Annotated in this window: 21 protein-coding genes and 1 pseudogene; 9 read left to right on the top strand and 13 right to left on the bottom strand. The window is 66.4% G+C overall.

The genetic code is table 11. The features are described from left to right. The first annotated feature begins 128 nt into the window (after nucleotides 1-128). The 3 genes from IEX33_RS06010 to IEX33_RS06000 all read left to right on the top strand — a co-directional run bounded on the left by IEX33_RS06010 (nucleotide 129) and on the right by IEX33_RS06000 (nucleotide 2459). A complete protein-coding gene (locus IEX33_RS06010) occupies nucleotides 129-935 on the top strand; it encodes an IclR family transcriptional regulator (protein ID WP_188728540.1) in 807 nt (268 codons plus the stop codon). A 46-nt stretch (nucleotides 936-981) separates the two neighbouring features. Continuing rightward, the gene (locus tag IEX33_RS06005) at nucleotides 982-1869 is read left to right on the top strand and encodes an SAM-dependent methyltransferase (protein ID WP_188728538.1); all 888 of its coding nucleotides are present in this window, start codon (nucleotides 982-984) and stop codon (nucleotides 1867-1869) included. A 110-nt stretch (nucleotides 1870-1979) separates the two neighbouring features. Continuing rightward, nucleotides 1980-2459, top strand: a complete 480-nt coding sequence (locus tag IEX33_RS06000) for a hypothetical protein (RefSeq protein ID WP_188728536.1) — start codon at nucleotides 1980-1982, stop codon at nucleotides 2457-2459. Here the strand turns inward: IEX33_RS06000 and IEX33_RS05995 are convergent. Continuing rightward, entirely contained in the window at nucleotides 2456-2746 is a 291-nt protein-coding gene (locus tag IEX33_RS05995; RefSeq protein WP_188728534.1) for a hypothetical protein, read from the bottom strand. The two genes, IEX33_RS06000 and IEX33_RS05995, sit on opposite strands and share 4 nt — an antisense overlap. A 206-nt stretch (nucleotides 2747-2952) precedes the next feature. Beyond that, on the bottom strand, nucleotides 2953-3162 hold the full coding sequence (locus tag IEX33_RS05990) for a hypothetical protein (protein ID WP_188728532.1): 210 nt from the start codon (nucleotides 3160-3162) through the stop codon (nucleotides 2953-2955). A 366-nt stretch (nucleotides 3163-3528) separates the two neighbouring features. On the opposite strand from IEX33_RS05990, the gene IEX33_RS05985 reads away from it, so the two are divergent. Both IEX33_RS05985 and IEX33_RS05980 read left to right on the top strand, forming a co-directional pair. Next, on the top strand, nucleotides 3529-4815 hold the full coding sequence (locus IEX33_RS05985; RefSeq protein ID WP_188729190.1) for a glycosyltransferase family 87 protein: 1287 nt from the start codon (nucleotides 3529-3531) through the stop codon (nucleotides 4813-4815). Nucleotides 4816-4876: 61 nt separating this feature from the next. Then, nucleotides 4877-6097 carry a glycosyltransferase 87 family protein gene (locus tag IEX33_RS05980; protein ID WP_188728530.1) on the top strand — a complete coding sequence of 407 codons (1221 nt, stop codon included), beginning with the start codon at nucleotides 4877-4879 and terminating at the stop codon, nucleotides 6095-6097. A gap of 8 nt (nucleotides 6098-6105) precedes the next feature. Here the strand turns inward: IEX33_RS05980 and IEX33_RS05975 are convergent, their stop codons facing one another. From IEX33_RS05975 to IEX33_RS05965, 3 genes are all read right to left on the bottom strand, one after another. Next, nucleotides 6106-7440, bottom strand: a complete 1335-nt coding sequence (locus tag IEX33_RS05975; protein ID WP_188728528.1) for a phosphoribosyltransferase — start codon at nucleotides 7438-7440, stop codon at nucleotides 6106-6108. A 201-nt stretch (nucleotides 7441-7641) separates the two neighbouring features. Further along, the gene (gene mptB, locus IEX33_RS05970; RefSeq protein WP_188728526.1) at nucleotides 7642-9261 is read right to left on the bottom strand and encodes a polyprenol phosphomannose-dependent alpha 1,6 mannosyltransferase MptB; all 1620 of its coding nucleotides are present in this window, start codon (nucleotides 9259-9261) and stop codon (nucleotides 7642-7644) included. A 181-nt stretch (nucleotides 9262-9442) separates the two neighbouring features. Beyond that, on the bottom strand, nucleotides 9443-10594 hold the full coding sequence (locus IEX33_RS05965; RefSeq protein ID WP_188728524.1) for a GGDEF domain-containing protein: 1152 nt from the start codon (nucleotides 10592-10594) through the stop codon (nucleotides 9443-9445). 146 nt (nucleotides 10595-10740) lie between these two features. On the opposite strand from IEX33_RS05965, the gene IEX33_RS05960 reads away from it, so the two are divergent. Further along, nucleotides 10741-10977 (top strand): zinc-ribbon domain-containing protein, encoded by a 237-nt coding sequence (locus tag IEX33_RS05960; protein ID WP_188728523.1) that lies wholly within the window; start codon nucleotides 10741-10743, stop codon nucleotides 10975-10977. Nucleotides 10978-11008: 31 nt separating this feature from the next. Here the strand turns inward: IEX33_RS05960 and IEX33_RS05955 are convergent, their stop codons facing one another. Next, complete coding sequence (locus IEX33_RS05955) at nucleotides 11009-12367, bottom strand: Nramp family divalent metal transporter (RefSeq protein WP_229675256.1); 1359 nt, start codon at nucleotides 12365-12367, stop codon at nucleotides 11009-11011. 390 nt (nucleotides 12368-12757) lie between these two features. On the opposite strand from IEX33_RS05955, the gene rsgA reads away from it, so the two are divergent. Together rsgA and IEX33_RS05945 are read left to right on the top strand one after the other, a co-directional pair. Continuing rightward, complete coding sequence (gene rsgA, locus IEX33_RS05950) at nucleotides 12758-13918, top strand: ribosome small subunit-dependent GTPase A (RefSeq protein WP_188728521.1); 1161 nt, start codon at nucleotides 12758-12760, stop codon at nucleotides 13916-13918. A 120-nt stretch (nucleotides 13919-14038) separates the two neighbouring features. After that, the gene (locus tag IEX33_RS05945) at nucleotides 14039-15058 is read left to right on the top strand and encodes a LacI family DNA-binding transcriptional regulator (RefSeq protein WP_188728519.1); all 1020 of its coding nucleotides are present in this window, start codon (nucleotides 14039-14041) and stop codon (nucleotides 15056-15058) included. Nucleotides 15059-15112: 54 nt separating this feature from the next. Here the strand turns inward: IEX33_RS05945 and IEX33_RS19520 are convergent, their stop codons facing one another. Continuing rightward, the gene (locus IEX33_RS19520) at nucleotides 15113-15235 is read right to left on the bottom strand and encodes a hypothetical protein (RefSeq protein ID WP_407681606.1); all 123 of its coding nucleotides are present in this window, start codon (nucleotides 15233-15235) and stop codon (nucleotides 15113-15115) included. Nucleotides 15236-15283: 48 nt separating this feature from the next. Here IEX33_RS19520 and IEX33_RS05935 point away from each other — a divergent pair. Next, nucleotides 15284-15610: pseudogene (locus tag IEX33_RS05935) on the top strand (adenylyl cyclase); the annotation flags it as partial. Between the two features lie 71 nt (nucleotides 15611-15681). On the opposite strand, the gene IEX33_RS05930 reads toward IEX33_RS05935, so the two are convergent. From IEX33_RS05930 to IEX33_RS05905, 6 genes are all read right to left on the bottom strand, one after another. Further along, nucleotides 15682-16716: an arabinan endo-1,5-alpha-L-arabinosidase gene (locus IEX33_RS05930; protein ID WP_229675255.1), complete on the bottom strand. Its 1035-nt coding sequence runs from the start codon at nucleotides 16714-16716 to the stop codon at nucleotides 15682-15684. A gap of 1 nt (nucleotide 16717) precedes the next feature. Next, complete coding sequence (arfA, locus tag IEX33_RS05925; RefSeq protein ID WP_377090434.1) at nucleotides 16718-18268, bottom strand: arabinosylfuranosidase ArfA; 1551 nt, start codon at nucleotides 18266-18268, stop codon at nucleotides 16718-16720. A 71-nt stretch (nucleotides 18269-18339) separates the two neighbouring features. After that, the gene (locus IEX33_RS05920; RefSeq protein WP_188728517.1) at nucleotides 18340-18990 is read right to left on the bottom strand and encodes a YesL family protein; all 651 of its coding nucleotides are present in this window, start codon (nucleotides 18988-18990) and stop codon (nucleotides 18340-18342) included. After that, nucleotides 18987-20345, bottom strand: coding sequence for an arabinan endo-1,5-alpha-L-arabinosidase (locus tag IEX33_RS05915; protein WP_229675254.1), 1359 nt, complete (start codon nucleotides 20343-20345; stop codon nucleotides 18987-18989). The genes IEX33_RS05920 and IEX33_RS05915 overlap by 4 nt, the downstream gene beginning before the upstream one ends. A gap of 3 nt (nucleotides 20346-20348) precedes the next feature. After that, nucleotides 20349-21302, bottom strand: a complete 954-nt coding sequence (locus IEX33_RS05910; protein WP_188728515.1) for a carbohydrate ABC transporter permease — start codon at nucleotides 21300-21302, stop codon at nucleotides 20349-20351. A gap of 11 nt (nucleotides 21303-21313) precedes the next feature. Then, on the bottom strand, nucleotides 21314-22216 hold the full coding sequence (locus tag IEX33_RS05905) for a carbohydrate ABC transporter permease (protein WP_188728513.1): 903 nt from the start codon (nucleotides 22214-22216) through the stop codon (nucleotides 21314-21316).

Raw genomic sequence — 22216 nt, 5'->3', positions numbered from 1 at the left:
TTCTCACTCGGATTCACTTTCACGCTGCGTCGTTGCATTTCACAGAATGAAACTATATTGCGTACTGAGAAATAGTGACACCAGACACACGCACTGTCAAGCGCAAGGAAGTTACATAGAATGAAAGAATGGCGACGACGACTTCCACCTCCCCCCACCCTTCGGCAGAGGAGGGACCCAAGGCGTCGAACATGCGCTCCCTGTCCCGGGCGCTGGAGGTCTTTGCGGAACTGCAGCGCGCCGAACGGCCCCAGCGGCTCAGTGACCTGGCCCGGAACTGCGGGATGAGCCTGCCCACCACGCTGCGGATCCTGCGCGTGCTGCAGGATTTCGGCATGGTGAGCCAGACGGACAAGTCCTACCGGATCGGGCCTGCCGTCCTGCCGGCCGCACGGAGTTTCCTGGAAAACGATCCCCTGGTGGTGGCGGCCCGTCCCATCCTGCAGCAGGTCGCCTCGCAGACCGGGCTCACGGCGTCGCTCTACACACGGCTGGGATTCGAACGCATCCTCGTGGCTCGCGTGGACGGCGAGGTGCCCCTCCGCTACGACCTCCCGCTGGGCAAGCGCCTCCCCCTCACGGTCGGCGCCGCCGGCAAGATCCTGCTTGCGTCATCGTCCGATGACGAGCTGCAGCAGGTGGTCGCGGCGGCCGTCGCCGGGGGCCATGAGGAACCCGGCCTGACGGCGGCCGCGCTGCGCTCCCGGTTGCCCGAACCCGGGGCCGAATATGCGTACTCGGCTGATGAACGGGCTACAGGGGTGCTCTCCGTGGCCGTAGCCGTACCGAGCAGACCGGGGCGGCGCCCCAGCGAATCCATTTCCCTGACCAGCCCGGTGGAGGCCGCCAACGAGGAAACCCTCAGGGCCGGCGTCCCGGAACTGCGGCGCGCCGCCGGCAGGCTCTCGGAACTGCTGGAGGGCTCCGTCTACTAGGAGTCCTGAACCACGGTGGAATCCGCCGGCGTTGTACTGTGATGGCGTGATCGTCCCCGAAATTTCCCAGAACGCCGCGGCGGTCGCGGATCACTACGACGAACTCGATCCGATTTATCGTCGGGTGTGGGGTGAGCATGTCCATCACGGCCTGTGGGCAACCGGTCGCGAGACGCCCGCCCAGGCCGTCGAGGCGCTGGTGGACACCGTCGGCGATCGGCTGCGCCTTCTGCCCGGCGAGGCGTGCGTCGACATCGGCTGCGGCTATGGCTCCACCGCACGGCGGCTCGCGGTGACACGCAGGGTCCGCGTTACCGGCTTCACGCTGTCCGCTGAGCAGGCCCACTATGCCGCCGCGCATCCTGTACCAGACGTGGACATCCGTCTTCGCGACTGGCTCGCCAACGGGCTGCCCGATGCCTCAGCCGATGCCGCGTGGGCGATCGAGTCGAGCGAGCACATGGTCGATAAGCCCAGGTTCTTCGCCGAGGCCCATCGTGTGCTGTCGCCCGGCGGCCGCTTCGTCGTCTGCGCATGGCTTGCCGAGACTGAAGCCACAGGTTGGAAGGTTCACCACCTTCTCGAGCCGATCTGCCGCGAAGGGCGCCTGCCATCGATGGGCACGCGCGAGGAGTATGAGGCGATGGCCGTCGCGGCGGGCTTCGTGATCACCGGCTATGAGGATGTCAGCCGCCGCGTCGCGCGCACCTGGCCGGTCTGCGCCCGTCGACTGGCGAAGGCCCTGCTCGTCGATCGCGAGACCCGCCGCCTCGCCCTTGGGGCCCGCAATCGCATCTTCGCTTTAAGCATCCCCCGCCTGATCCTGGCCTACCGCACCGGCGCAATGCGCTATGGGATATTCACGCTGGCGAAGGCGGGCGGAAACGGGGCACCACGCGTACCCGGCCAATCGACGCAGCATGGGCCGGCCTGACCGCGCTCTCCGTCCCCAAACTATTTCACAGGGCACGGGCTTGGGCGATCCATATGGGTCTAGTGTGGGGAAGGTCGGCACTCGCCGCGAATAGCCCTCAGGGAGGGTGCATGAACTCCAGACAGTCCAGCTCCGAGCAATTTATGCAGTACTTGAAAAGTGTTGGGGGCTCGGAGGCGGACGTCGCCGGAGCTTCATACGTGGTCAGCGACGCGGACACCGTGGAGAGCGTGGTTTCAGCGCTGCGGATGGAACAACAGCAGCATGGCAGCGCGGCCAAGGACCCGTCCTTCCTCCATGCTTTGGCACAGGTGATGGTCAGCAGGCGCGATGAGCGGGATCCTGGCCACCATGCCGGAGCGTCGCAGTCCGGGGAGTACCAGCTGGACATCCATTTCAGCGCCGGAAACAACACCCGCGAAGGCATTCCGGAGAAGGACATCGACGACGCCCAAGCATGGGCGCGCCAACGGATCGAATCTGAAGGCGCCGAGTTTGGGGCCATCTACTTCCCCGCGGGCGGGGATGGCGCGCCAGGCACAGGGGCGCTGGTGTCCAGCTACGACCGTTCGGTGGGCTGGTACCGCTAGCCGGATTCCCCGCGCTGGTGTCCGCCAGCAGCCAGGAAGGCATCGAGATGGGCGGACTGATGTGCCTGGAAGGCTTTGTCGGCGCTCACGTTCGTGCTGGCGAGCGGCGGTATGTCCAGGCTCGCGTTGCAGCCGCGGCAGCGGATCTCGTCAGTCCACACCCAGCTGTACGCCGCGTGCCTTTCGCGCACCCTCTGCATCGCTGAGGTGATTGCTTCCGTTGTGGCCGCAAAGTGCGCTGCGTCCTCATTGCTGAGGCTTGTACCAATCTCGATGTCGATGCTCATCGTGCCTCTTCCGTCGTCCCCGATGGTGCTGTCGACAGTAGCGGGCGTTGCACCGGGAAGGAACGACCTGAAGGTCACGGTTGCCTAACCCTTCAAGCCGCACAGGGACCGAGCCATGGAGGCATCGGAACGGAAGGGTGCCGGAAGAAATCCCGGCAACGCCGGGGGAGGCTGCAGCGCCGGTTACGCGAACCCGCGCTGCAGTACTACCAAGCCTGCTGTTCGCGGGTGAGGCCGAAGGGAACGGCCTCGCTGAGCGCCACGGTGAACGTGTCCACGCCGTGCCGCGTCACCAGGATGCCGTGACTCTTTCCGGCGAGCGCGCGGGCCTTGGCGGCGGTAACAGCGGCGTCGAGCTCACTGTCCATGCTCGCGCGGTCGGCAACGGTGAGGGTCAAGGGGAAGTCAGCGGTCATGGGTGGGGCCTTAGTGTTTTAGGGGTGGGACGCACGTCATTCCGCTCCCCCAAGCTACCGACGCGGCAGGGCATCTTACCGCCCACCTCATAATGCACCAGCATGGGGTCCCCAGCAACTTGAAAAATCAAGTAACAAGGAACCGCAGGTCAAGGGCGTCCGCTCCACCGCCCAAGCGCCGCAGTTACTGGGCCCCGGGCTGGTCACTTACAGTTGATAGGGAGTGGGAGCCCTTGTGGAACGCCTCCCATGCCGCCGGAGAAACCCCCGGCAAGACCCGTGCACCACTGCGCAACACACGGCTGTGCAACGATCTGATAAGGACCCGCCATCTCTACGGACGCTTTCTTCGGCCGACTTACCCGGATCCGCGACGCCGTTCTTCCCGCGCCTGCCCAGACCCGGCTGAACACCGGCCGCGGGCTGCTGTGCGGTTTCATCGTGGTGCACCTGGTTTTCCTGGTCTTCGCGGCATCCCTCTCGCTTCGCGGTGAGGCCTTCAGCGATACTTACATCTACCGCGACTGGGCCATGGCAGGGTTCAACGACGCGAACCTCACCGGCGGGCCCAGCCCTTGGGTCTACCCGATCCTTGCGCTGATCCCCATGGCCATCGCGGGCGTCGCCGGCCCCGGTCCGTTCTTTTTCCTGTGGGTCCTCATGACCACGGTCCTGAACGGCTGGGCACTGTTGAAACTTACCAACCGCGGCCGGGACCACCAGGCCATCCCAGCAGGCTGGTGGTGGCTGGTCTTCACCTTCCTCATGGGCTGGCTGGGGTTCGCCCGCGTGGACGGCCTCACCGCCCCGCTGGTCCTGGTGGCCCTTGCCTATGGCGTCGGCCGCCCGTTCATGGCCTCCGTCCTGCTCGCCATCGGCACCTGGGTGAAGGTCTGGCCCGCCGCCGTCATGCTGGCCCTGTTCGCCGTCGTAAAAAACCGCGTCCTGGTGGTGCTCGCCGGACTTGCGACGACGGCGGGGGTGGTCGCGCTGGCCGCTGCGGTGGGCAGCGTCCCCAAGCTTTTGAACTTCCTCACCCAGCAGGGTGACCGCGGCATGCAGCTGGAGGCCACCTTCACCACGCCCTGGCTCTGGCTGTCCGTCCTGAACATCGGCGACTCCCGCATGTACATGAACACGGACATCAACTCCATGCAGGTGGACGGCCCCGGCACCGCACTGATGTCAGTGCTGATGCAGCCCCTCCTGATTCTGGCCGCACTGCTGGTGGCCGGCCTGACGTTCTGGGCACTCCACAACGGAAACCAGCACAAGGGCCAGCTTAACGGCGGCGTAGACCGCACCGAGCTGCTCCTTGCCGGCGCCTTGACCCTGGCCACTGCGTTCGTTGTGTTCAACAAGGTGGGCTCCCCGCAGTTCATGGTGTGGCTCGCCCCGGCCGTCGCCGTCGGCCTCGCCCACAGCTGGCGTGATTGGCGGGTCCCGGCCGCCATGCTGATCGTCATCGCCGTGGCAACGTACTTCATCTACCCCCTGTTCTACGACGCCCTCAGCCACAACAATCCCTGGATGGCCCTGGTGCTCACCATCCGCAACGTCCTCCTGGTGGTCCTGTTCATCTGGAGCGTCCGGCGCCTCTACCTGCTGGGCAAGAAGGCGCCTGCTGCCGCCCCCGCGCTCAAGGAGTCCTAAGATTTCCGCGAGGTTCTTCGACCGCCTGGTCAGCGTCCGCAGCAAAGTCCTGCCCGCAAAGGTGGTGGACTGGTTCGCCCGCCCTTCCAGCGTGTGGTGGGGATTCGCCGTCGTCCATCTGTACTTCCTGGGCTGGATGGCGTCCTTCTTCCTGCACGGCGACACGTTCAGCGACACAGAGCAGTACCGCCAGTGGGCCATGGACGGCTACAACCCCGCGGACCTCGACGGGAAGATCAGCCCCTGGGTGTACCCCGTGCTGGCGCAGATCCCCATCTTCCTGGCCAACATCGCCGGGCCGGACCTGTACCTCCTGGTGTGGTTCCTGATCATCACAGCCCTGAACGCCGTCGGCCTCGCTTTCCTCACCCGCGGACCGCGCAAGGTGGGCGGCATCGCCCCGGCCTGGTGGTGGCTGTTCTTCACGGTCTTCATGGGCTACCTCAGCTTCGCCCGCGTTGAAGGCATCACCGCCCCCATCGTGCTCATCGCCCTGCTGTACGCGGCGCAGCGGCCGGTGGTGGCCGGCGTCCTGCTCAGCATCGCCACCTGGATCAAGGTGTGGCCGGCGGCCGTCCTCGTGCCCATCGTGATCGCCAGCCGGAAGCGGGTCCACATCCTTCTTTCCGGGGTGGCGGTGACGGCGGTTGTGGCCCTGGGCACCTGGCTGTCCGGCGGGCTGCCGCACATCATGGACTTCCTCACCAACCAGGGCGAGCGCGGCATGCAGCTGGAAGCCACCTTCTCCACTCCGTGGGTGTGGCTGAGCGTCTTCAACATCGCAGGCTCGAAGATGGCGGACAACACCGCCATCAACTCCACCGAGGTTTACGGACCCGGCGCTAGTGTGGCGGCTTTCCTGATGCAGCCGCTGCTGATCCTCGCGGCCGTCATCGCCGCTGTCCTGCTGGTCCGCGCCCTGAACCGCGGGGCCGAAAGGGAGGAACTGTTCCTCGAGGGCTCCCTGATGATGGTCACCGCGTTCATTGTGTTCAACAAGGTGGGCTCCCCGCAGTTCATCATCTGGCTGGCGCCGGTGATCATCGCCGGGCTGACCCACGACTGGGAGCGGTGGAAGGTCCCCGCGGCGCTGCTGATGGGCATCGCCATGACCACGTTCGTGATCTACCCGCTGTTTTACACCCCGCTGATCCACGCCCATCCGGTGATGGCGGCCATCCTCACCACGCGCAACGTGCTCCTGGTGGTGCTGCTGTGGTGGTCGGTGAAACGGACCGCCGAGCTGGGCCGGAAACCTGCAGCGGTGCCTGCCGGCGCGTAGCTGAAGGCCTAGGAAACCCTCGGGGCACCTTCCGCGGCAGCCTCCGGCGTCAGGTAGCGCGAGAACCATTCCCTGGCCAGAGCTGCCACCTGGCCCAGCGTGCCGGGCTCCTCGAAGAGGTGGGTGGCTCCCGGGATGATCTCGAGGTGTACCGGGGCCCGCATAAGGTCCATGGCCTGCCGGTTCAGGGCCAGGACCTGGGTGTCGGCACCCCCCACCAGCAGCAGCGTGGGCGCACGCACCGCTGCGAGGCGCGGCCCGGCAAGGTCCGGCCTGCCGCCGCGGGAAACCACGGCGGCCACCTGCGCACCCGGTTCGGCTGCGGCCCACAGCGCGGCGCCTGCACCGGTGCTGGCCCCGAAGTAGCCCACCCGGCACGCAGCGGTGTCCTCCCTGCCGTTCAGCCACCGGGTTGCTGCGCTGAGCCGCCCTGCCAGCAGCGGGATGTCGAAGACGTTTTCGCGGTTGACTTCCTCTGCGGGAGTCAGCAGATCCAGCAGCAGGGTGCCCAGTCCCGCTCCCTGGAGGACGGAGGCAACGTAGCGGTTGCGGGGGCTGTGCCGGCTGCTGCCGCTGCCGTGGGCAAAGACCACCACCGCCCGGCATTGCTCCGGAAGGTGCAGGTCGCCGTTGATTGACACGCCGTCCACGGCGATGTTGATGTCCTGGTCAACGCCGGCAACCTGTCCCGGGCGGTCACGGTGGCCCCGCCGCGCTGCGGCGTCAAGCAGGTGGACCACTTCCTCGTCGGAGGTGGGCGAAAAGTCGCGGTAATAGTACCCCACCGCCTGGAAGTTGCGGGGGGAGATCAGGGAGAGGACCTGGTCCGCCTCCGGCACGGAGTCCATGGCCTGCTCCGGGGCTACCGGGACGGCCAGGATGACCCTTGCCGCGCCCAGCTGCCTCGCCACCTTGCATGCCACGCGGGCCGTTGATCCGGTAGCGATGCCATCGTCCACAATGACGGCAGTACGTCCCGTGAGGTCCTTGGGGGCCCGTCCCTGGCGGTACCGTTCCAGCCTGGATTCCAGCAGCGCCCGCTCGCGCGCCTCAACTGTCCGGAGATCATCCTCGGTGACCCTGGCGACGGAGACGACCCGCCGGTCCAGTACCCGGGCGCCGCCCTCCCCGATGGCACCCATGGCCACCTCCGGCTGGAACGGCACCCCGAGTTTGCGCACAACAATCACGTCCAAGGGGGCGTCCAGGGCTTTCGCAACCTCGGCCGCCACAGGAACACCGCCCCGGGGCAGGCCCAGGACCACCACGTCCTTCCCGCGCAGGCCGGCCAGGGCGAGCCCGAGCTTCCGGCCCGCTTCCACCCGGTCCCGGAACTCATACATCCGGCCACCTCCTCGCGTGGAGACCCGTCATCTGCTGCTGCGTCCCGGAAGACCTCCGGTCCTGCAGGCCGGCGAATTCTTCCCCGGACAAGACATCCGGGGAGGCCGGCCCCTTTTCACTACACACCTGCCCCGGACAGGGGAACAGGGTCAAAAGGCCCGCCAGACCCGCACGTCACCGCCCACGGGTGATCACCTGGGTCAGCGGCTTCCCAGCTTCTCGCGGCCGGGCTCTCCCGCCCGGCCCCGCCTGGCCTCCCGCACCGCCATCAGCCACGTCCAGCCCCGCCTGGCCAGGTCCAGGGGCTTGCCTTCGATCAGCAGCTTCCGTGTATGCACATCGAGGAATAGAAGGTAGAACGTAAATGCCAGGGCCGTAATGAACGCCAGCGACGACGCATCGATGGGGAGCTCCACGAAGGACCAGACGGAGAGCTGGTCCTGCGCCCCGAACACCACAAAGAACGTCACGCCGACGTACAGCGACCTGATCTGCCAGTCGTCACGGATTCCCGTGACGGCCAGGAACGGCAGGAACCAGAGGATGTACCACGGCTGGATGATGGGGGACAGCATCACGACGGCGGTGAACGCCAGCGCCATCCGGCGTACCGCCAGCGAATAGTCACCCCGGAACATCAGCAGCAGGACCAGCCCGATCGCGGCCCATTTCATGCCCGTCCGCAGCAGGGTGGCGAAGGTTCCGCCGGGGAGTCCCAGGACGTTGGCAAGGAACTCCACCTGTTGGCCCAGGAAGCCGGACGGCGAGTAGCCCGTGTACCCCGGAGTGGGGTCCATGATGGCCCAGGTCCAGCCGATGCCAAGGTTGTAGGGGATGCCGCTCAGGACCAGCACGCCGAAGCTGATGCCCGCCGTCGCAGCCCAGATCAGGAACTTGCGCGGCCACGACGCGGACGGTCCCGCCCACATCACGCCGATGAACGGCAGCAGGAGCACAGTAATCGGCTTGATGCCGATTGACGCGGTGACCAGGAGGATGCCCACCAGGTAGCGGCGCGTGGCCGCGAAGTAGACGCCGGCGACGGCGAGCCCCACCATGAGGGCGTCATTGTGGGCGCTGGCAATAAAGCTGATCAGGAACAGCGGGTTGGCCACCGAGATCCAGAGGGCCCGGGCGCCGTTGATGCCGTGCAGTTCCGCCAGTTTGGGGACATAGATGACGCAGAGCAGGACTCCGACGCCGGCCAGGAGGCGGAAGAGCAGCACGGACACGTCGGGCTGGGCACCTGTCAGCCCCACCACCCCGCGTGCCAGCCAGAGGAAGTAGGGGCCGTACGGTGTCCGGTTTTCAGCCCATGCAGGGTCTGCCCCCAACGAGAACCAGTTGCTGAGGCTGGAGATGCCCACCTCGTACGGGTTTTGGCCCTCCATCACCAGCCTGCCCTGGCCGGTGTAGGCGTACACGTCCCGTGAAAACACCGGGACGCAGAACAGCAGCGGCAGCGACCAGGCGGAGATGGCCACCACCACGGACCGCAGCGCGGACTGCCCCCAGTCCGCCAGCCGCTGGCCCAGCCGAAGCCAGGAACGGATCAGCACCATGGCGCCCACGGTCAGCAGCACGGTGGACACCGTCACTCCCCAGCCTTCCGTGCGGAGGGCAATGACCACCGGCTGGCGGATCATGGGTGAGCCGTTGGCGATCCAGCCCGTGCCGATGGAGCCGGTAAACATCATGAGGGCTCCGATGAAGCCCTCAAGGGTAGCGAGGTAGGCGCGGCCCGTGGCCGGGCCGGAGGCTTTGGCCGGCGCACCCGGCTGAGTCTCCGAAGTCCCGGGGTGTGACCCGCCTGCCGTCATGAGTGTCTGGTCCCTTACTTGGTTACGGCGCTGGTTGGACCAGCAATAAGGCCGCCCTGCAACCCCGCCATTTTATCAGCAGGGTTTCCCGCTGCCCTTGGGTTACGGACCGCCCGGAAGCCACAGTTTGGCAACAGGCCAAGGGGAACGGCCTGCGCGCGCCCCGGTCCGCTGGCACCTGCTAGCGCAACCTGTCGCTGCGGGCAGTCTGGTTCCGGCCCAGCGACTTGGCCATGTAGAGTGCGGCGTCGGCTGAGGCGATCAGGCGCTCCACGTCCGTCGAGGCGCCGTCGTAGGTGGAAATCCCGTAGCTGGCGGTGGGCATCTCCATCCCGTCCGCCGTGGTTGCCGCCGCAAGGCGGTTGCTGATCGACTCGGCGATGAGTTCCGCCCGTTCTGCGCTGGCACCGGGGACGAGGATGACGAATTCCTCCCCGCCGTAGCGGCCCACCAGGTCGGTGGGACGCACCGTGGAGGTGCACGCATCGGCGAAGGTCTGCAGGGCGAGGTCCCCGGCGGCATGCCCATAGGTGTCGTTGACGGACTTGAAGTGGTCCAGGTCTGCCAGGACCAGGGCGCCGGACCCCTTGGTGATGGACAGGTCCGCCAGCTGCTCCGCCGCCATTTCCAGGAAGGCCTTGCGGTTCAGCAGCCCCGTGAGATCGTCGCGGGAAGCCACCACCCGCAGGGCCCTGGTCTGCTGTTCGCTGCTGAGGGCCGCCATGCTGAAGGAGACCACCACCAGCAGGACCATGGTCACCAGGGTGGTGACCGCGGAACCGAAGACGCTCTGAAAGACCGGCCCGTGCTGGCCTTCCAGCATGAAGGCAACCCAGCGCAGCAGGTAGAACACGGACAGTCCGCCCGCGGCCACGGCCATGGGGATCCGGACCCGGGAGTAACCCGGTTCCAGGCGCCAGAGTTCGCGGGATGCCAGTCCGATGGTGAGGCTCATGGCTGCCAGGAATACCGGCCCGCCGGACCAGGTGTTGGTGGCCGGGTGATCGAGGACCGAGGCCACCAGGGTAGCCAGGGGGATGCCGGTGAAGGCCCACTTTGGCGGCGGCACGGTCCGGAGCGACCGGGCACCCGCCCACACGGCCACCCCGCCGTGCACCAGCAGCACGTTCCCCAGCGGGTTGGCCCAGACCTGGTGGGCCGTGCCGTCCAGCAGGAAGCACGCCGATCCTGACAGGAAAAACAGCAGCGCCAGGCACCACCAGCCGCTGTACGGCGAGCGCGTCACCCGGTAGGCGGAGAAATAGAAAAGGAACACCAGCACCAGCGCCATCAGGCCGAACGCAATCCGAAGGGTCGCGGTATCCAGAACCATGTTTGCCGAAATCCCCCTGATAACGAACAGTGCGCGGACCCTCAGTATCGCACCGGTGCGGGAGGCTGTCAGGATGGCGCTATCGGCCGGCCCAGGGCCTAAGGTTGTCAGATCAGCCAGCAGGACTGCCCCGAAAGGCTAAACCCATGTTCCTTCTCTTTGGTTTGAAGACGGTGCTTAAAGCGCTGCCCGGTAAACCGGCCACCTGCCAGTACTGCCGCTCCTTCGTCCACCACAGCCTTGAGGAGCGGGCCACCAAGTTCACGCTCTTCTTCATCCCGGTGTTCACCACGTCGCGGAAATACAACATCACCTGCACCAACTGCGGGTACGTTTCGAGCATCTCGGCGCGGGAGAAGCGGGCGCTGGAACTGCAGCGGTAGGCCAGGCCCCGGAAGGGGCCGCAGCCGGACTTTAGCCGCCGAACAGCGGCGAGAGGGACGTCCAGAACTGCCGGAGGCCCAGGACGATGAACAGCAGGGCACAGATCCCCAGTGCGATGTTGGAGTGGAGCTTGTTGGCCCACGCCTTGGGAATCCGCCGGCCGTTCAGCAGCCCCAGCAGGGTCAGTGCAAGGAACGGCATGAACAGCGAACCCAGCGCCCCGTACAGCAGGATCAGGCCGATCGGCTGGCCCAGCGCGAACAGCACCATGGGCGGGAACGTCAGCCACAGGATGTAGAACCTGAAGTATTTTCCGCCCACGCGGGTATCCGGGTGTCCGGATTCCTTGCCCCGCATGTTGCCCCAGAAGTCGGCGAACATCAGGGAGACGCCGTTCCAGACGCCGATGATGGAGGAGAAGGACGCGGCCCAGAAACCCACCAGGAACCCGGTGCCCACAACGTCTCCGTATTCCGCCTTCAGCACACCGTAGAGGTCAAGCAGCCCTTCGTCACTGGCGGAGAGGGACACACCTGCGGAGCGCACAACCTCCGCGCCCACAATCAGCATGGCGATGACGAAGATGCCGGTCATGACGTAGGCCATGGAGTTGTCGATCCGCATGACCTTCATCCACTTGGGCGTGTACCAGCCCTTCTCGCGAAGCCAGTAGCCGTAGGCGGCGAGCGTAATGGTGCCGCCCACGCCGCCGGCCAGCGCGAGCGTGTAGAAGATGCCGCCGTCCGTCGAGGGGATCATCGGGATGAGCCCGGCGAGCATTTCCGGAATGTTCGGGGCGGCAATCACGGCCAGCCCCACCACGGTCACGAACATCATGCCCACCAGCACGGCGGTGATCTTCTCGAAGGTGGCGTATTTGCCCCACCACACCATCGCGAAGCCGGCGAGGCCCATCAGGATGGCCCACGCCCACAGCGGCAGGAAAGGGAACACGGCCGCCAGCGGCAGGGCCGCGGAGGACATGGCCGTGGCCCCGTACACGAATCCCCAGATCATGATGTACGGGCCGAAGTACCAGGTGGTCCATTTGCCCAGGGACCGCCAGCCCTCAAAGATCGTCTTTCCGGTTGCCAGCGTGTACCTGCCGGCCCCCTCGACGAGGATGATTTTCAGGACCACACCCACAATGACTGCCCAGAACAGGCCGTAGCCGTAGCGGGAGCCCGCCACCAGGGTAGCCACCATGTCAGCGGCACCAACGCCCGTGGCCGCCACCACCAGGCCGGGGCCGACGATGCGCCACTTCGCCGGACGGCCGCCGTCGTCATCAATCCTGTCCGCATGGCTGACGCCGGGCTGGCTCTCCTTGCCCGCGTTCACCACCGCGTCGTTCCGTGCAGCGGCCCTGTCCATGGCGTCATCGCCCATGGTTCCTCCTCGATTGTCCTGCAGCGTGGAAAACACAACTGCAGCCAACCTATGCCCGAACCGGTGCCCCATCAAAGGACTACGGGTTGGTCCGGGGCACTTTACGGGAATCGATGTCCGTTCCCGGACTCTGGTGGATTCCGCCAGCCGGGGCTAAAGTGGGATCCGCCGGATGACGCCGGCGGAACCGGGAGACCTGATACCGGTCACCCACGGCAGGAGAGGGAGGTGGTTTTGATGACTGTTGCAGCCCCGCGCACTGAGCGCTCCGCACCCCTCATCCAGACTCCTTCCCTGTACTGCACCGGCCCCGCCTGACCTCTCAGCGGAGCGCCACAACACCCGGGCCCACTGCGGCCGGTGCGCAGGGGCTTCCCCTGAGGTATCACAGTGAACACATCATCAGGCCGTGCCCTGGACAGCATCACCACCCCACACAAGGCTTCTCCAAGCGGACCGCTTGCCTACGGCTACACCCCGGCGGTCGCCCGGCACTTCGACAACCACCCCCTGCCAGGGGCAACGGAGCGCGGCCGCGTGGTCCGCGTGGACCGTTCCCTGCTCCTGGTGGCGGCGGGATCTGACCTGCTCCACCTTCCGTACCCGCTGACCGGTGACGCGGCAGTTACCGGTGACTGGGTGTGGATGGGGCCCAACAGGGCCGGCGACCGCCAGGTCCTCGGCGTCCTTCCACGGCTTTCGGAGCTCAGCCGGAAGCGCGCCTTCGAGGACTCCTCCGAGGCGCAGGTCCTTGCCGCCAACATGGATATGGTGGGCGTGGTGGTGCCCGTGGACCGGCCGCTGACGCACAACCGGCTGGAACGGACCCTCGTGGCAGCCTGGGACTCCGGCGCCACTCCCCTGGTGATCGTCACCAAGGCGGACCTCGCCGGGGTGGCGGACGACGTCGTCGGGAAAGTCATCCTGCAGGCGGCGGGCGTGGAGGTGGTGACCACCTCAGCCGGAACCGGTGACGGCATCCCCGAGCTGCTGGCGCACATCCCTGCGGGCGGCACCATCGTCCTCCTGGGGCCGTCCGGCGCCGGGAAGTCCACGCTCATCAACGCCCTGGTGGGCCACGATGTCCAGCACACCGGGGAGGTGCGGTCCGGCGACTTCAGGGGTAAACACACCACCACATCCCGGGAACTCGTGCCCCTTCCCAACGGGACGGTCCTCATGGATACACCCGGCGTGCGGGGCTTCGGATTGTTCGACGCAGAGGACGGCATCGGCGGGATGTTCGGCGACATTGAAGCGCTGGCCGGCCAGTGCAGGTTCACGGACTGCGCCCACCAGAGCGAGCCGGGCTGTGCCGTGCAGGAGGCGATAGCGCACGGTGTGCTGGAGGAACGCCGCTGGCACAACTACCTGAAACTGCAGCGGGAGCTTGCCGCCCTGGCCCGCCGGAGCGACGCCGCAGCGCAGCGTGCCTACCAGCGGGAATGGCACCAGAAGGTGGTGATGGCAGGAAAGTCCCAGCGTTCCGCCGAACGCGACCTCTCCGAACAGCGTGGACGGAAGGACCGGCCGGGGCGCAAGCGGCGCTGAACCGCGGCGGTGCCCTGCAGCGGCGGGGCACCGCCGTCCCCTGCAACCGGTTGAGTCGATTCAACGTTGTAAAGTGGGCGGTACTGGCCTGCGGGCCGCGGTTGAAACTAAGGAACTGGGATGGCGGCAACTCTTCACGATGTGGCGCGTGTGGCGGGCGTGTCCTTCAAGACCGTCTCCAATGTGATCAACAACCACCCCCACGTCCGGGACACCACCCGCGCCAAGGTGGAAAAGGCCATTGCCGAGCTGGGTTACCGCCCCAACCTCACTGCCCGCAGCCTCCGCTCCGGGCACACCGGCGCCATCACCCTGGCCCTGCCGCAACTGAGCCTGCCGTACTTCGCGGAACTCGCGGACGCGGTCATCGAGGCTGCCGCCAAGCACGGGCTGGTGGTGCTGATCGAGCAGACCGGCGCTGACCGGAAGCGCGAGCTTGAGGTGATGGCCAGTCCGCGCCTCAAGATGTCCGACGGCCTGATTTTCAGCCCGCTGGCGCTCGGCCAGGAGGACGCAGACCTGATCAAGGCCGATGTCCCGGTAGTCCTGCTCGGCGAGCGCATCTTCGGCAGTTCCTCGGACCACGTCACCATGCAGAACGTGACGGCCGCCCGGGCCGCCACCGAACACCTGCTGGACCTCGGGAAGAAGCGCATCGCCGTCGTCGGCGCCCACGAGGGCGAGGTCATCGGCTCGGCCGGCCTGCGCCTGCGCGGATACAGGGAGGCGCTGGAAGGGCGCGGCATTGCGTACGACGACGGGATCGTCGCCTACGTGGTGGACTGGCACCGGTCCAACGGTGCGGCGGCCATGCACGACCTGCTGGACCGCGGCGCCTCCTTCGACGCCGTCTTTGGCCTGAACGACACCCTGGCCCAGGGCGCCGTGCGCGTCCTGCAGGAAGCCGGCTACCGGGTCCCGGACGACGTCGCGGTGATCGGCTTCGACGATCTGGATGAAACCCGGTACACCCTCCCCACCCTGAGCACGGTGGACCCCGGCCGGACCGAGATCGCCGAGACCGCCATCCGCATGCTGATGGAACGGATCAAGGACCCGGACGGACTGCCGCCCCGGGAAGTTGAGACGGCGTTCCGGGTGGTCCCGCGGGAATCGACCGTGGGCGCCAACAGGGGTTGACGCACCGCCCGGCTGGGCACCCCGGGCTAACTCACTCCGCTCTGCCGGGGTGATCTAGCCGCCGTGTCCCGCGGTGCTGCCGCGAACAACCAGCTCGGCCGGGTAAATGACCGGTTCCAGCTCCTCTTCCGGGTTTTCGATCGCGCGGATCAGGAGCTGCCCGGCTGTCACGGCCATGTCCACCATGGGCTGGGTCACCGTGGTGAGGCCCAGGCCGTTGGCGGTTTCTTCCAGAATGAACTGCCCTACGACGCGCCCAACCAGGCCGCCTGGCAGCACGACGGGGTCCTGGGCTGGGCCGGCTACAAGATCGCAGACTCCGTCACAACCCACGAACTCTGGGGCGGAGGCAGCTACGTCTACAACAACGTGGACCCCACCATCCATGCCACCCGTGGCTTTGAGGTGCCGGTGACGCCGGGCGTGAAGCTGCACAGCCTGCTGACGGTCAACCTGGGCGCCGGCACGCTGGACCACGTCATCAATGACACCGGCGCACCCGTTTCAACGGACGCCGTCGGGGTGCCCAGCTACGTCCCCAGCTTCCCCTAGGAAAGAGCCGTCAGATTTTGTCCGGATGCGGGGGTAACAACCAAGATCCCGTATCTGGACAAACCCTGGGCTCACTCCCAGCGCGCAGCAGGCCAACCGTCCTTCCACTCCAGCTCGGCGAGGCCCAGCCGGAAGGCGCCGTCGAGTTCTTCCGCGTAGTAGTGGAAGGCGAGGGTGTTCCCTGAAACGGACTGCCCGCCTGGCCCCACGCGCCCGCCGTCGGATGCCAGCAGCGGCGTGCCGCCGCCGTCGAGCAGTTCCCTGCCCTCGGCGTCAACGTACGGCCCGGTGATGGTGTCCGCGCGCCCCACCGCAATGTTGTAGGTGCTGTCCAGCCCCTGGCAGCAGAAGTCGCGGGAGAAAAACAGGTAGTACTTCCCGCCGTGCGGCAGGATGTACGGTGCTTCGATGGCGTTGGGCGGCTCCTTCCGGTCCGCGATGGCCAGCGGTTCAGCGGCGTCCGCGCGCAGGCCCGTGGGCCATTCGAGTTCCACGAGCCGCAGCCCTGTCCAGAACGATCCGAAGGACATCCACGGCGTGCCGTTGTGGTCCTCCGCGATGCCGGGATCGATGGCGTTGAAGCGTTCTCCCTTGGAGGAGACCACCTGCCCGCGGTCCACCCATTCGTACGCGGGGTCCCCGGGGTCCAGGGTGCTGTTCGTCGCCAGCGCGATCACCGACAGGTTCTTCCCGAACGTGGACGCCGAGTAGTACAGGTACCAGATGCCGTCATGCTCATACAGCTCGGGCGCCCAGAGGTTGTCCACGCCCGGCACCGCTGCGCTGAGCCAGGCCGGCTTCTCCTGCCAGACTTCGCCGGCGTATTCCCAGTCCACACCGTCGTCGGAGCGGCGCACCTGGATGTTGCCGTCCGCCACCTGGCCGTTGCCGGTGGAGTAGATGAACCAGGGTTCCCCGGCCTCCCCTTTCACGAGCGCGGGGTCATGGGTGAAGAAGTCGCCGGTTAGTTCGGCGCTTGCCTTCGGCGCCGGACCCGCTGCCGGGGCAGCGCAACCGGCCAGGACCAGCACGACGACGGCGGCCAGCACCGCTGCCAGCCGCATCCTCACGCGGCCGGCAGCGGATCCCTGTGTTTCCCGGGGCATGTCAGCCAAGCGCGACGGCGGACCAGGACACGGGCGGCAGGGTTACGGTGAGCGTGCCCTCGTCCAGGACGGCGCCGTGGAGCTGCTTGAGTCCCACCCGGTTCTGGTCCTGGAGGGTGTTCTTGGCGTACACGTCCTCGTCGTGGAGCGTGACGGCCTCGGTGATCACCTTCGCGTTGAGGTCGGAGACGTTGATGGTCACGTCAATCGCCTCGGTCTGGCTGCGGTTCACCAGGAAGAGGGCAGACTCTCCCGTGGCGGCGTCGGCGGTTGCCACCGCGTCCACCAGCGGTGCCTCGCCGTAAACCGCTGTCGTGTAGGTTCCGGCGTCGATGCGGGGGCGGAGTACCTCCCCCTTGGCGAGCCGTGAGGTGACGGAGAAAGGGAAGAACGTGGTCTGGCGCCAGGTGTTGCCCCCCGGTTCGGTCATGATGGGCGCGATCACGTTCACCAGTTGGGCGAGGGAAGCGGCAGCAACGCGGTCGTGGTTCTTCAGGAGCGTCATGAGCAGGTTGCCGAACACCACGGCGTCCGCCACGGAGTAGGTGTCCTCCAGCTGGCGCGGCGCGTGGGTCCATTCCTCGTTGACCTCGTCGGAGGCCTGGTGCTCGTCCAGGTACCAGATGTTCCATTCGTCAAAGGACAGCTGGATGGTCTTTTTGCTCTTCAACTTGTGCTTGACGTGGTCTGCGGTGGCCACCACGGTCTCGATGAAGTACTGCATGTCCAGCGAGGACGCCAGGTAGGAGCCCAGGTCGCCGTTGCGCTCCTGGTAGTAGGCGTGGCAGGAAATGTAGTCCACGTAGTTGTAGCTGTGTTCCAGGACCACCCGTTCCCACTCGCCGAAGGTGGGCATGGCGGACCCGGACGAGCCGCAGACCACCAGCTCCAGGTTCTTGTCCGCCGTCTTCATGGCCGAAGCGGTGCGGGCGGCGAGCTTTCCGTAGTCCTCGGCTGACATGTGGCCGATCTGCCAGGGACCGTCCATCTCGTTGCCCAGGCACCACATGCGGATGTTGTAGGGATCCGTGGCTCCGTTGGCGATGCGCTGCTCGCTGAGTGCGGTGCCGGAGGGGTGGTTGGTGTACTCCAGCAGGTCAAGGGCTGCCTCGATGCCCCGGGTGCCCAGGTTCACGGCCATCATCAGTTCGGAACCGGTGAGCTTGCACCAGCGGGCGAACTCGTCCAGGCCCACCTGGTTTGATTCAAGCGAGTGCCACGCGAGGTCCCGGCGTACGGGACGCTGGTCCCGCGGTCCCACGCCGTCCTCCCAGCGGTAGCCGGAAACGAAGTTGCCGCCGGGGTAGCGGATGGTGCTTGACCCGAGCTCCTTGACCAGTTCGATGACGTCCAGGCGGAAGCCGTCCTCGTTGGCGGTGGGATGGCCGGGTTCGTAGATGCCGTCATAGACGCAGCGGCCCAGGTGCTCCACGAAGGAGCCAAAGATGCGGCGGTTGACGGGCGCCACGACGGCGGAGCGGTCCACGGTGATGACGGTGGGTGCCACGACAGCCAGGTCGGCCTGTTCAGTGGCGGCGGAAGTGATGGTCACGGTGTGTATTCCTGTTCTATTCAACGTTGTAATAAGGCGGTGGGTCTGGTGGAGATTTTTGATGGGTGGTTCTAGGCGTGGGCAGGACCTGTGGCTTCCAGCCCGGCGAGCCTGTGGCCCACCAGCCATCCGGAGATGAGCAGCGGGACCGAGGCGCCAACGAGGGGCACCAGCACAGTCATTCCGGAGAAGACGACGGCGGCCGCTGCCAGGGTCGCCAGCAGGGAAAGGCTCATGGCGGGTGATACAAGCGGGAGCATCAAGGCAGTCCGCCACGTCCTGGCCACGGAATCCCGGTAGCGGCTGCACAGGCCCACAGCGGTGGCGGCAGCAGCCAGCGTGACTCCCGCGGCAGCTGTGGACAGCGCCAGGAGGACGGCGTGTACGGGCGCCGGCATGGCTGTCCCGGCAGGTCCCAGCAGTGATGCGAAGTCCAGTACAAGGACGACGCCGGCAATCCAGAAGGCGCTTCCCACCCGGTTGGCGTGCCGGAACTGGAAGCGGTAGGAGGTGATGAAGTCCCGCACCAGGCTGTCCCCGGCCGAACCGTTCCGCAGCCTGCCCAGGACGGTGGTGGCAGCCACCGCGGCAGGAAAGACGCCCAGGACCACCAGCCCGGCCAGGGCTCCGGCCACGAAGAGCACGTTGACCAGGACCAGCCGGGTGGAAAAGCGGAGCCAGTCCATCAGCCGCCCGGCCCACCCCAGGGGAGCATCAGTCACAGCAGCCCCTCCCGGGTTCCGGACCAGGCCACTCCGCGCTGGTCGATGCCGCTGAAGGAAAGGGCCGGGCTGTTGCGGGACCAGTCCCACGAGCTGAAGACCACGGCGTCTATCTCCGTGCCCGGTTCGCAGCCAGGCCCCGTGGGACGCAGGCGGACAGCCAGTGGATGCCCCCGGAAGTGCGCGGGACGAAGGTCAACGCACTCCACGTTCATCCGGGCGGCCGGCACAACGTCCGTGGATTCAGGGTCGAAGCGCAGGACCTGCCACGTTCCGGCCACTTCGGCAGGAACGGGAACAGCCTCGCTCCGGAGCCCGGCGAACGGCTGGGGTGAGATGGCGGGCCAGCCGCCGGCAGTGAAGAAGAGCCGGCGCAGCTGGACCACGTGCTGGCTGGGATCCGCTCCAAACCGGACATGGTGGACCATAAAGTGCTCGGCGGCTCCGTCCGGCCCCTTCTGACTCAGGACTGAATTGTGGCCGGGCGCCAGCCAGGCCGTTCCGCCGTCGAACTGGTAGCTGCCCAGCACCTTGGTGCCTACCGCAGCAGGCGGTGCGTCCAGGTCGGTCATCTCCAGCCCCCGGAAATCCCGGTAGGGTCCGGTGATGTGATCCGCGACAGCCACCCTCACGTTGTAGGTGCTGAACAGCGAATCATAGGACGTGAACAGGAGGTAGCGGCCATCGTGGGGGCTCCGGAGGATGAAGGCGCCTTCCACTGCCCCTTCCACAGACCGTGGGCGCCGGGCAATGACGGAGCCCAGGTCGCCTTCCACCCTGGGCAGCCCGGAGCTGGGGTCCAGGGGCAGGATGTAGATGCCCGAGAAGAAGGATCCGTAGGTCAGCCAGGGGTTGCCGCCGGCGTCGAAGGCAACCGCGGCATCTATGGCGTTTTGGGAATGTTCACCCTTCCGGGTTGCCACCACCAGGCCGCGGTCCTCCCACGGGCCCTTGGGCGATGCGGCGACGGCGAGGCCGATGGCAGAGGTGTTGGAGCCAAAGGTCGACGCCGAGTAATACATATGCCATTCCCCGGTGGGCCAGCGGACCACCTCCGGCGCCCACAGCCCCTGGGCGCCGGACCACGCCGCTGCCGCCTCCGGCACTCCGCCGAGTGCGGTTCCGAGGTACGTCCACCGCACCAGGTCGGCGGATGTACGGATATGTACCCCGGAAGGAATGTCTTTCGTATTGGCCACGGCGTCGGTGGAGAACATGAAGTAGGTGCCGTCGTCGTCCCGGACAACCGTGGGGTCATGCGCATGCCGCGCGCCCCAGGAGGACGGCTCCTGGCCGGCGCCCGCGGGGAGCGGAAGCAGCTCCGCCGCGGTATCGGTGTTGGTATCCACTGGCACGGTTCAGCCCTTGGATCCGGAAAGCGCGATGGATTCGATGATCTGGCGCTGGAACACTACAAAGACAATGAGCACCGGCAGGAGCGCCACGAAGGATGCGGCCATGATCAGCGGGTAATCCGTCTGGATGGCGTACTGCGCATTGAAATTGGCGATGACCAGTTGAAGGGTCTGCGTGCCCGGGGAGTTCAGGTAGATGATCGGCGCCAGGTAGTCGTTCCACATGGCCATGAACCAGAGGATGAACTGGGCGGCGAGCGCCGGGCGGATGGCGGGCAGGATGAGCGTCCAGAAGATCTGCAGGTAGGAGGCGCCGTCGATCCGGGCTGCCTCCACGATGGAGTCCGGGATGCTGTTCAGGAACTGGCGCAGGAAGAAGATCATGATGATGTTGCCGAAGAGCCCCGGCACGATCAGCGGCAGCAGCGTGTCCACCCAGCCGATGCTCGCGAAGATGGTGAACTGCGGAATCATCAGGGTGGGAAACGGGATCATGAGCCCGGACAGGAGCCCCAGGAACAGGACGTTCTTGAAGGGCATCCGCATCTTGGCAAAGGCAAAGGCGGCGAGCGCGGACGTCAGCGAGCCCACGATGGTCACCGAGCAGGCCACGATCAGGCTGTTCTGGATGCCGCTCAGCAGCGGGCCCGCGGTCCAGATGCGTGCGTAGTTCTCCCACACGAAGGGGTCCGGAATCCACTGGGGCGGAAGTTCGAAGACGCCGTCCTTCGTCTTGAGCGAGGTGGAGAAGGTCCAGGCGAGCGGGGCGATCATCACGATTGCGCCGACGCTGAGGACCAGGGTGGTGAGGATGTTGCCCAGGCGGAGTGTTTCCTTCGCGGACCGGGAGCCCCTGCCCGCCCGCCGGGGACCGGCAGGTTTTCCGCTCCCGGCACTGCCGGGGATTTCGTGGGCGGGCTCCAGCGGGGGTGTGGTGATGACGTTCTGTGCGGACATGGCTGCCTGCCTCAATCGATCGAAAACTGGTTGCGGCGGTTGAGCCGGAACTGGATAAAGGTGATGACGAAGACCAGCAGCCCCAGGACCACGGACATGGCGGACGCGTACCCCATCTGGAGGTTGTCGAACGCCTTTTGCCAGATGTACCAAACGATGGAGGCGGACTGGAACTCAGGGCCGCCGGTGGGGGTCATGATGTTGATTTCGACGAAGATCTGGGAGCCGCCGATGATGCTGGTGACAATCAGGAAGAAGGTGACCGGCCGGACCATGGGGATGGTGATGTGCCGGAACTGCTGCCAGGCAGTTGCACCGTCCAGTGCTGCGGCCTCGTACAGGTAGCGGGGCACCGACTGGAGGGCTGCCAGGTACAGCAGCATGGAATATCCCAGGCCTTTCCAGATGGCCATGATGATGAGGGCGGGCTTCACGGTGGCGGTGTCCTGCAGCCAGTTGGGGCCGTCGATGCCCACCAGGGCCAGGCCCTGGTTGATGAGGCCGAAGTCGCCGTTGAAGGCCCACTGCCAGAGGATGGCGACGGCGGCGATGGAGGAGATCACGGGCAGGTAGTACACGGTGCGGAAGAACGTGGTGCCGCGCATCTTCCGGTTCATTGCCAGTGCCAGGCCCAGTGAGATGACCAGTCCGATGGGGATGCCGATCATCATGTACAGGGTGTTCCAGAGCGACTGCAGGAAGTAGCGGTCGCCGAACATCTTGATGTAGTTGTCCAGGCCCTTGAAGACCGGGGCGGAGATGCCGTTCCAGTTGGTGAAGGAGGCGTACACCGAGAAGAGGAGCGGGAAGAGCGTAAAGAGGAGGAACCCGATCACCGGTATGGCAACAAAAGCGAGGGCTGCCCGGTGTTCCTTCCGGTGAAGCCGCGAGCGGCGGGTGATGGTTGTTGTCAT

The sequence above is a fragment of the Pseudarthrobacter scleromae genome (genome assembly GCF_014644515.1).
Lineage (GTDB): Bacteria > Actinomycetota > Actinomycetes > Actinomycetales > Micrococcaceae > Arthrobacter > Arthrobacter scleromae.
This window is presented reverse-complemented; position numbering and strand designations above follow the sequence as displayed.

Coding starts and splice junctions, on each gene's coding strand:
- IEX33_RS06010 (WP_188728540.1), top strand. CDS start 129: ATGGCGACGACGACTTCCACCTCCCCCCACCCTTCGGCAGAGGAGGGA.
- IEX33_RS06000 (WP_188728536.1), top strand. CDS start 1,980: ATGAACTCCAGACAGTCCAGCTCCGAGCAATTTATGCAGTACTTGAAA.
- IEX33_RS05995 (WP_188728534.1), bottom strand. CDS start 2,746: ATGAGCATCGACATCGAGATTGGTACAAGCCTCAGCAATGAGGACGCA.
- IEX33_RS05990 (WP_188728532.1), bottom strand. CDS start 3,162: ATGACCGCTGACTTCCCCTTGACCCTCACCGTTGCCGACCGCGCGAGC.
- IEX33_RS05975 (WP_188728528.1), bottom strand. CDS start 7,440: ATGTATGAGTTCCGGGACCGGGTGGAAGCGGGCCGGAAGCTCGGGCTC.
- mptB (WP_188728526.1), bottom strand. CDS start 9,261: ATGACGGCAGGCGGGTCACACCCCGGGACTTCGGAGACTCAGCCGGGT.
- IEX33_RS05965 (WP_188728524.1), bottom strand. CDS start 10,594: ATGGTTCTGGATACCGCGACCCTTCGGATTGCGTTCGGCCTGATGGCG.
- IEX33_RS05960 (WP_188728523.1), top strand. CDS start 10,741: ATGTTCCTTCTCTTTGGTTTGAAGACGGTGCTTAAAGCGCTGCCCGGT.
- IEX33_RS05955 (WP_229675256.1), bottom strand. CDS start 12,367: ATGGGCGATGACGCCATGGACAGGGCCGCTGCACGGAACGACGCGGTG.
- IEX33_RS05945 (WP_188728519.1), top strand. CDS start 14,039: ATGGCGGCAACTCTTCACGATGTGGCGCGTGTGGCGGGCGTGTCCTTC.
- IEX33_RS19520 (WP_407681606.1), bottom strand. CDS start 15,235: ATGGCCGTGACAGCCGGGCAGCTCCTGATCCGCGCGATCGAAAACCCG.
- IEX33_RS05930 (WP_229675255.1), bottom strand. CDS start 16,716: ATGCCCCGGGAAACACAGGGATCCGCTGCCGGCCGCGTGAGGATGCGG.
- IEX33_RS05910 (WP_188728515.1), bottom strand. CDS start 21,302: ATGTCCGCACAGAACGTCATCACCACACCCCCGCTGGAGCCCGCCCAC.
- IEX33_RS05905 (WP_188728513.1), bottom strand. CDS start 22,216: ATGACAACAACCATCACCCGCCGCTCGCGGCTTCACCGGAAGGAACAC.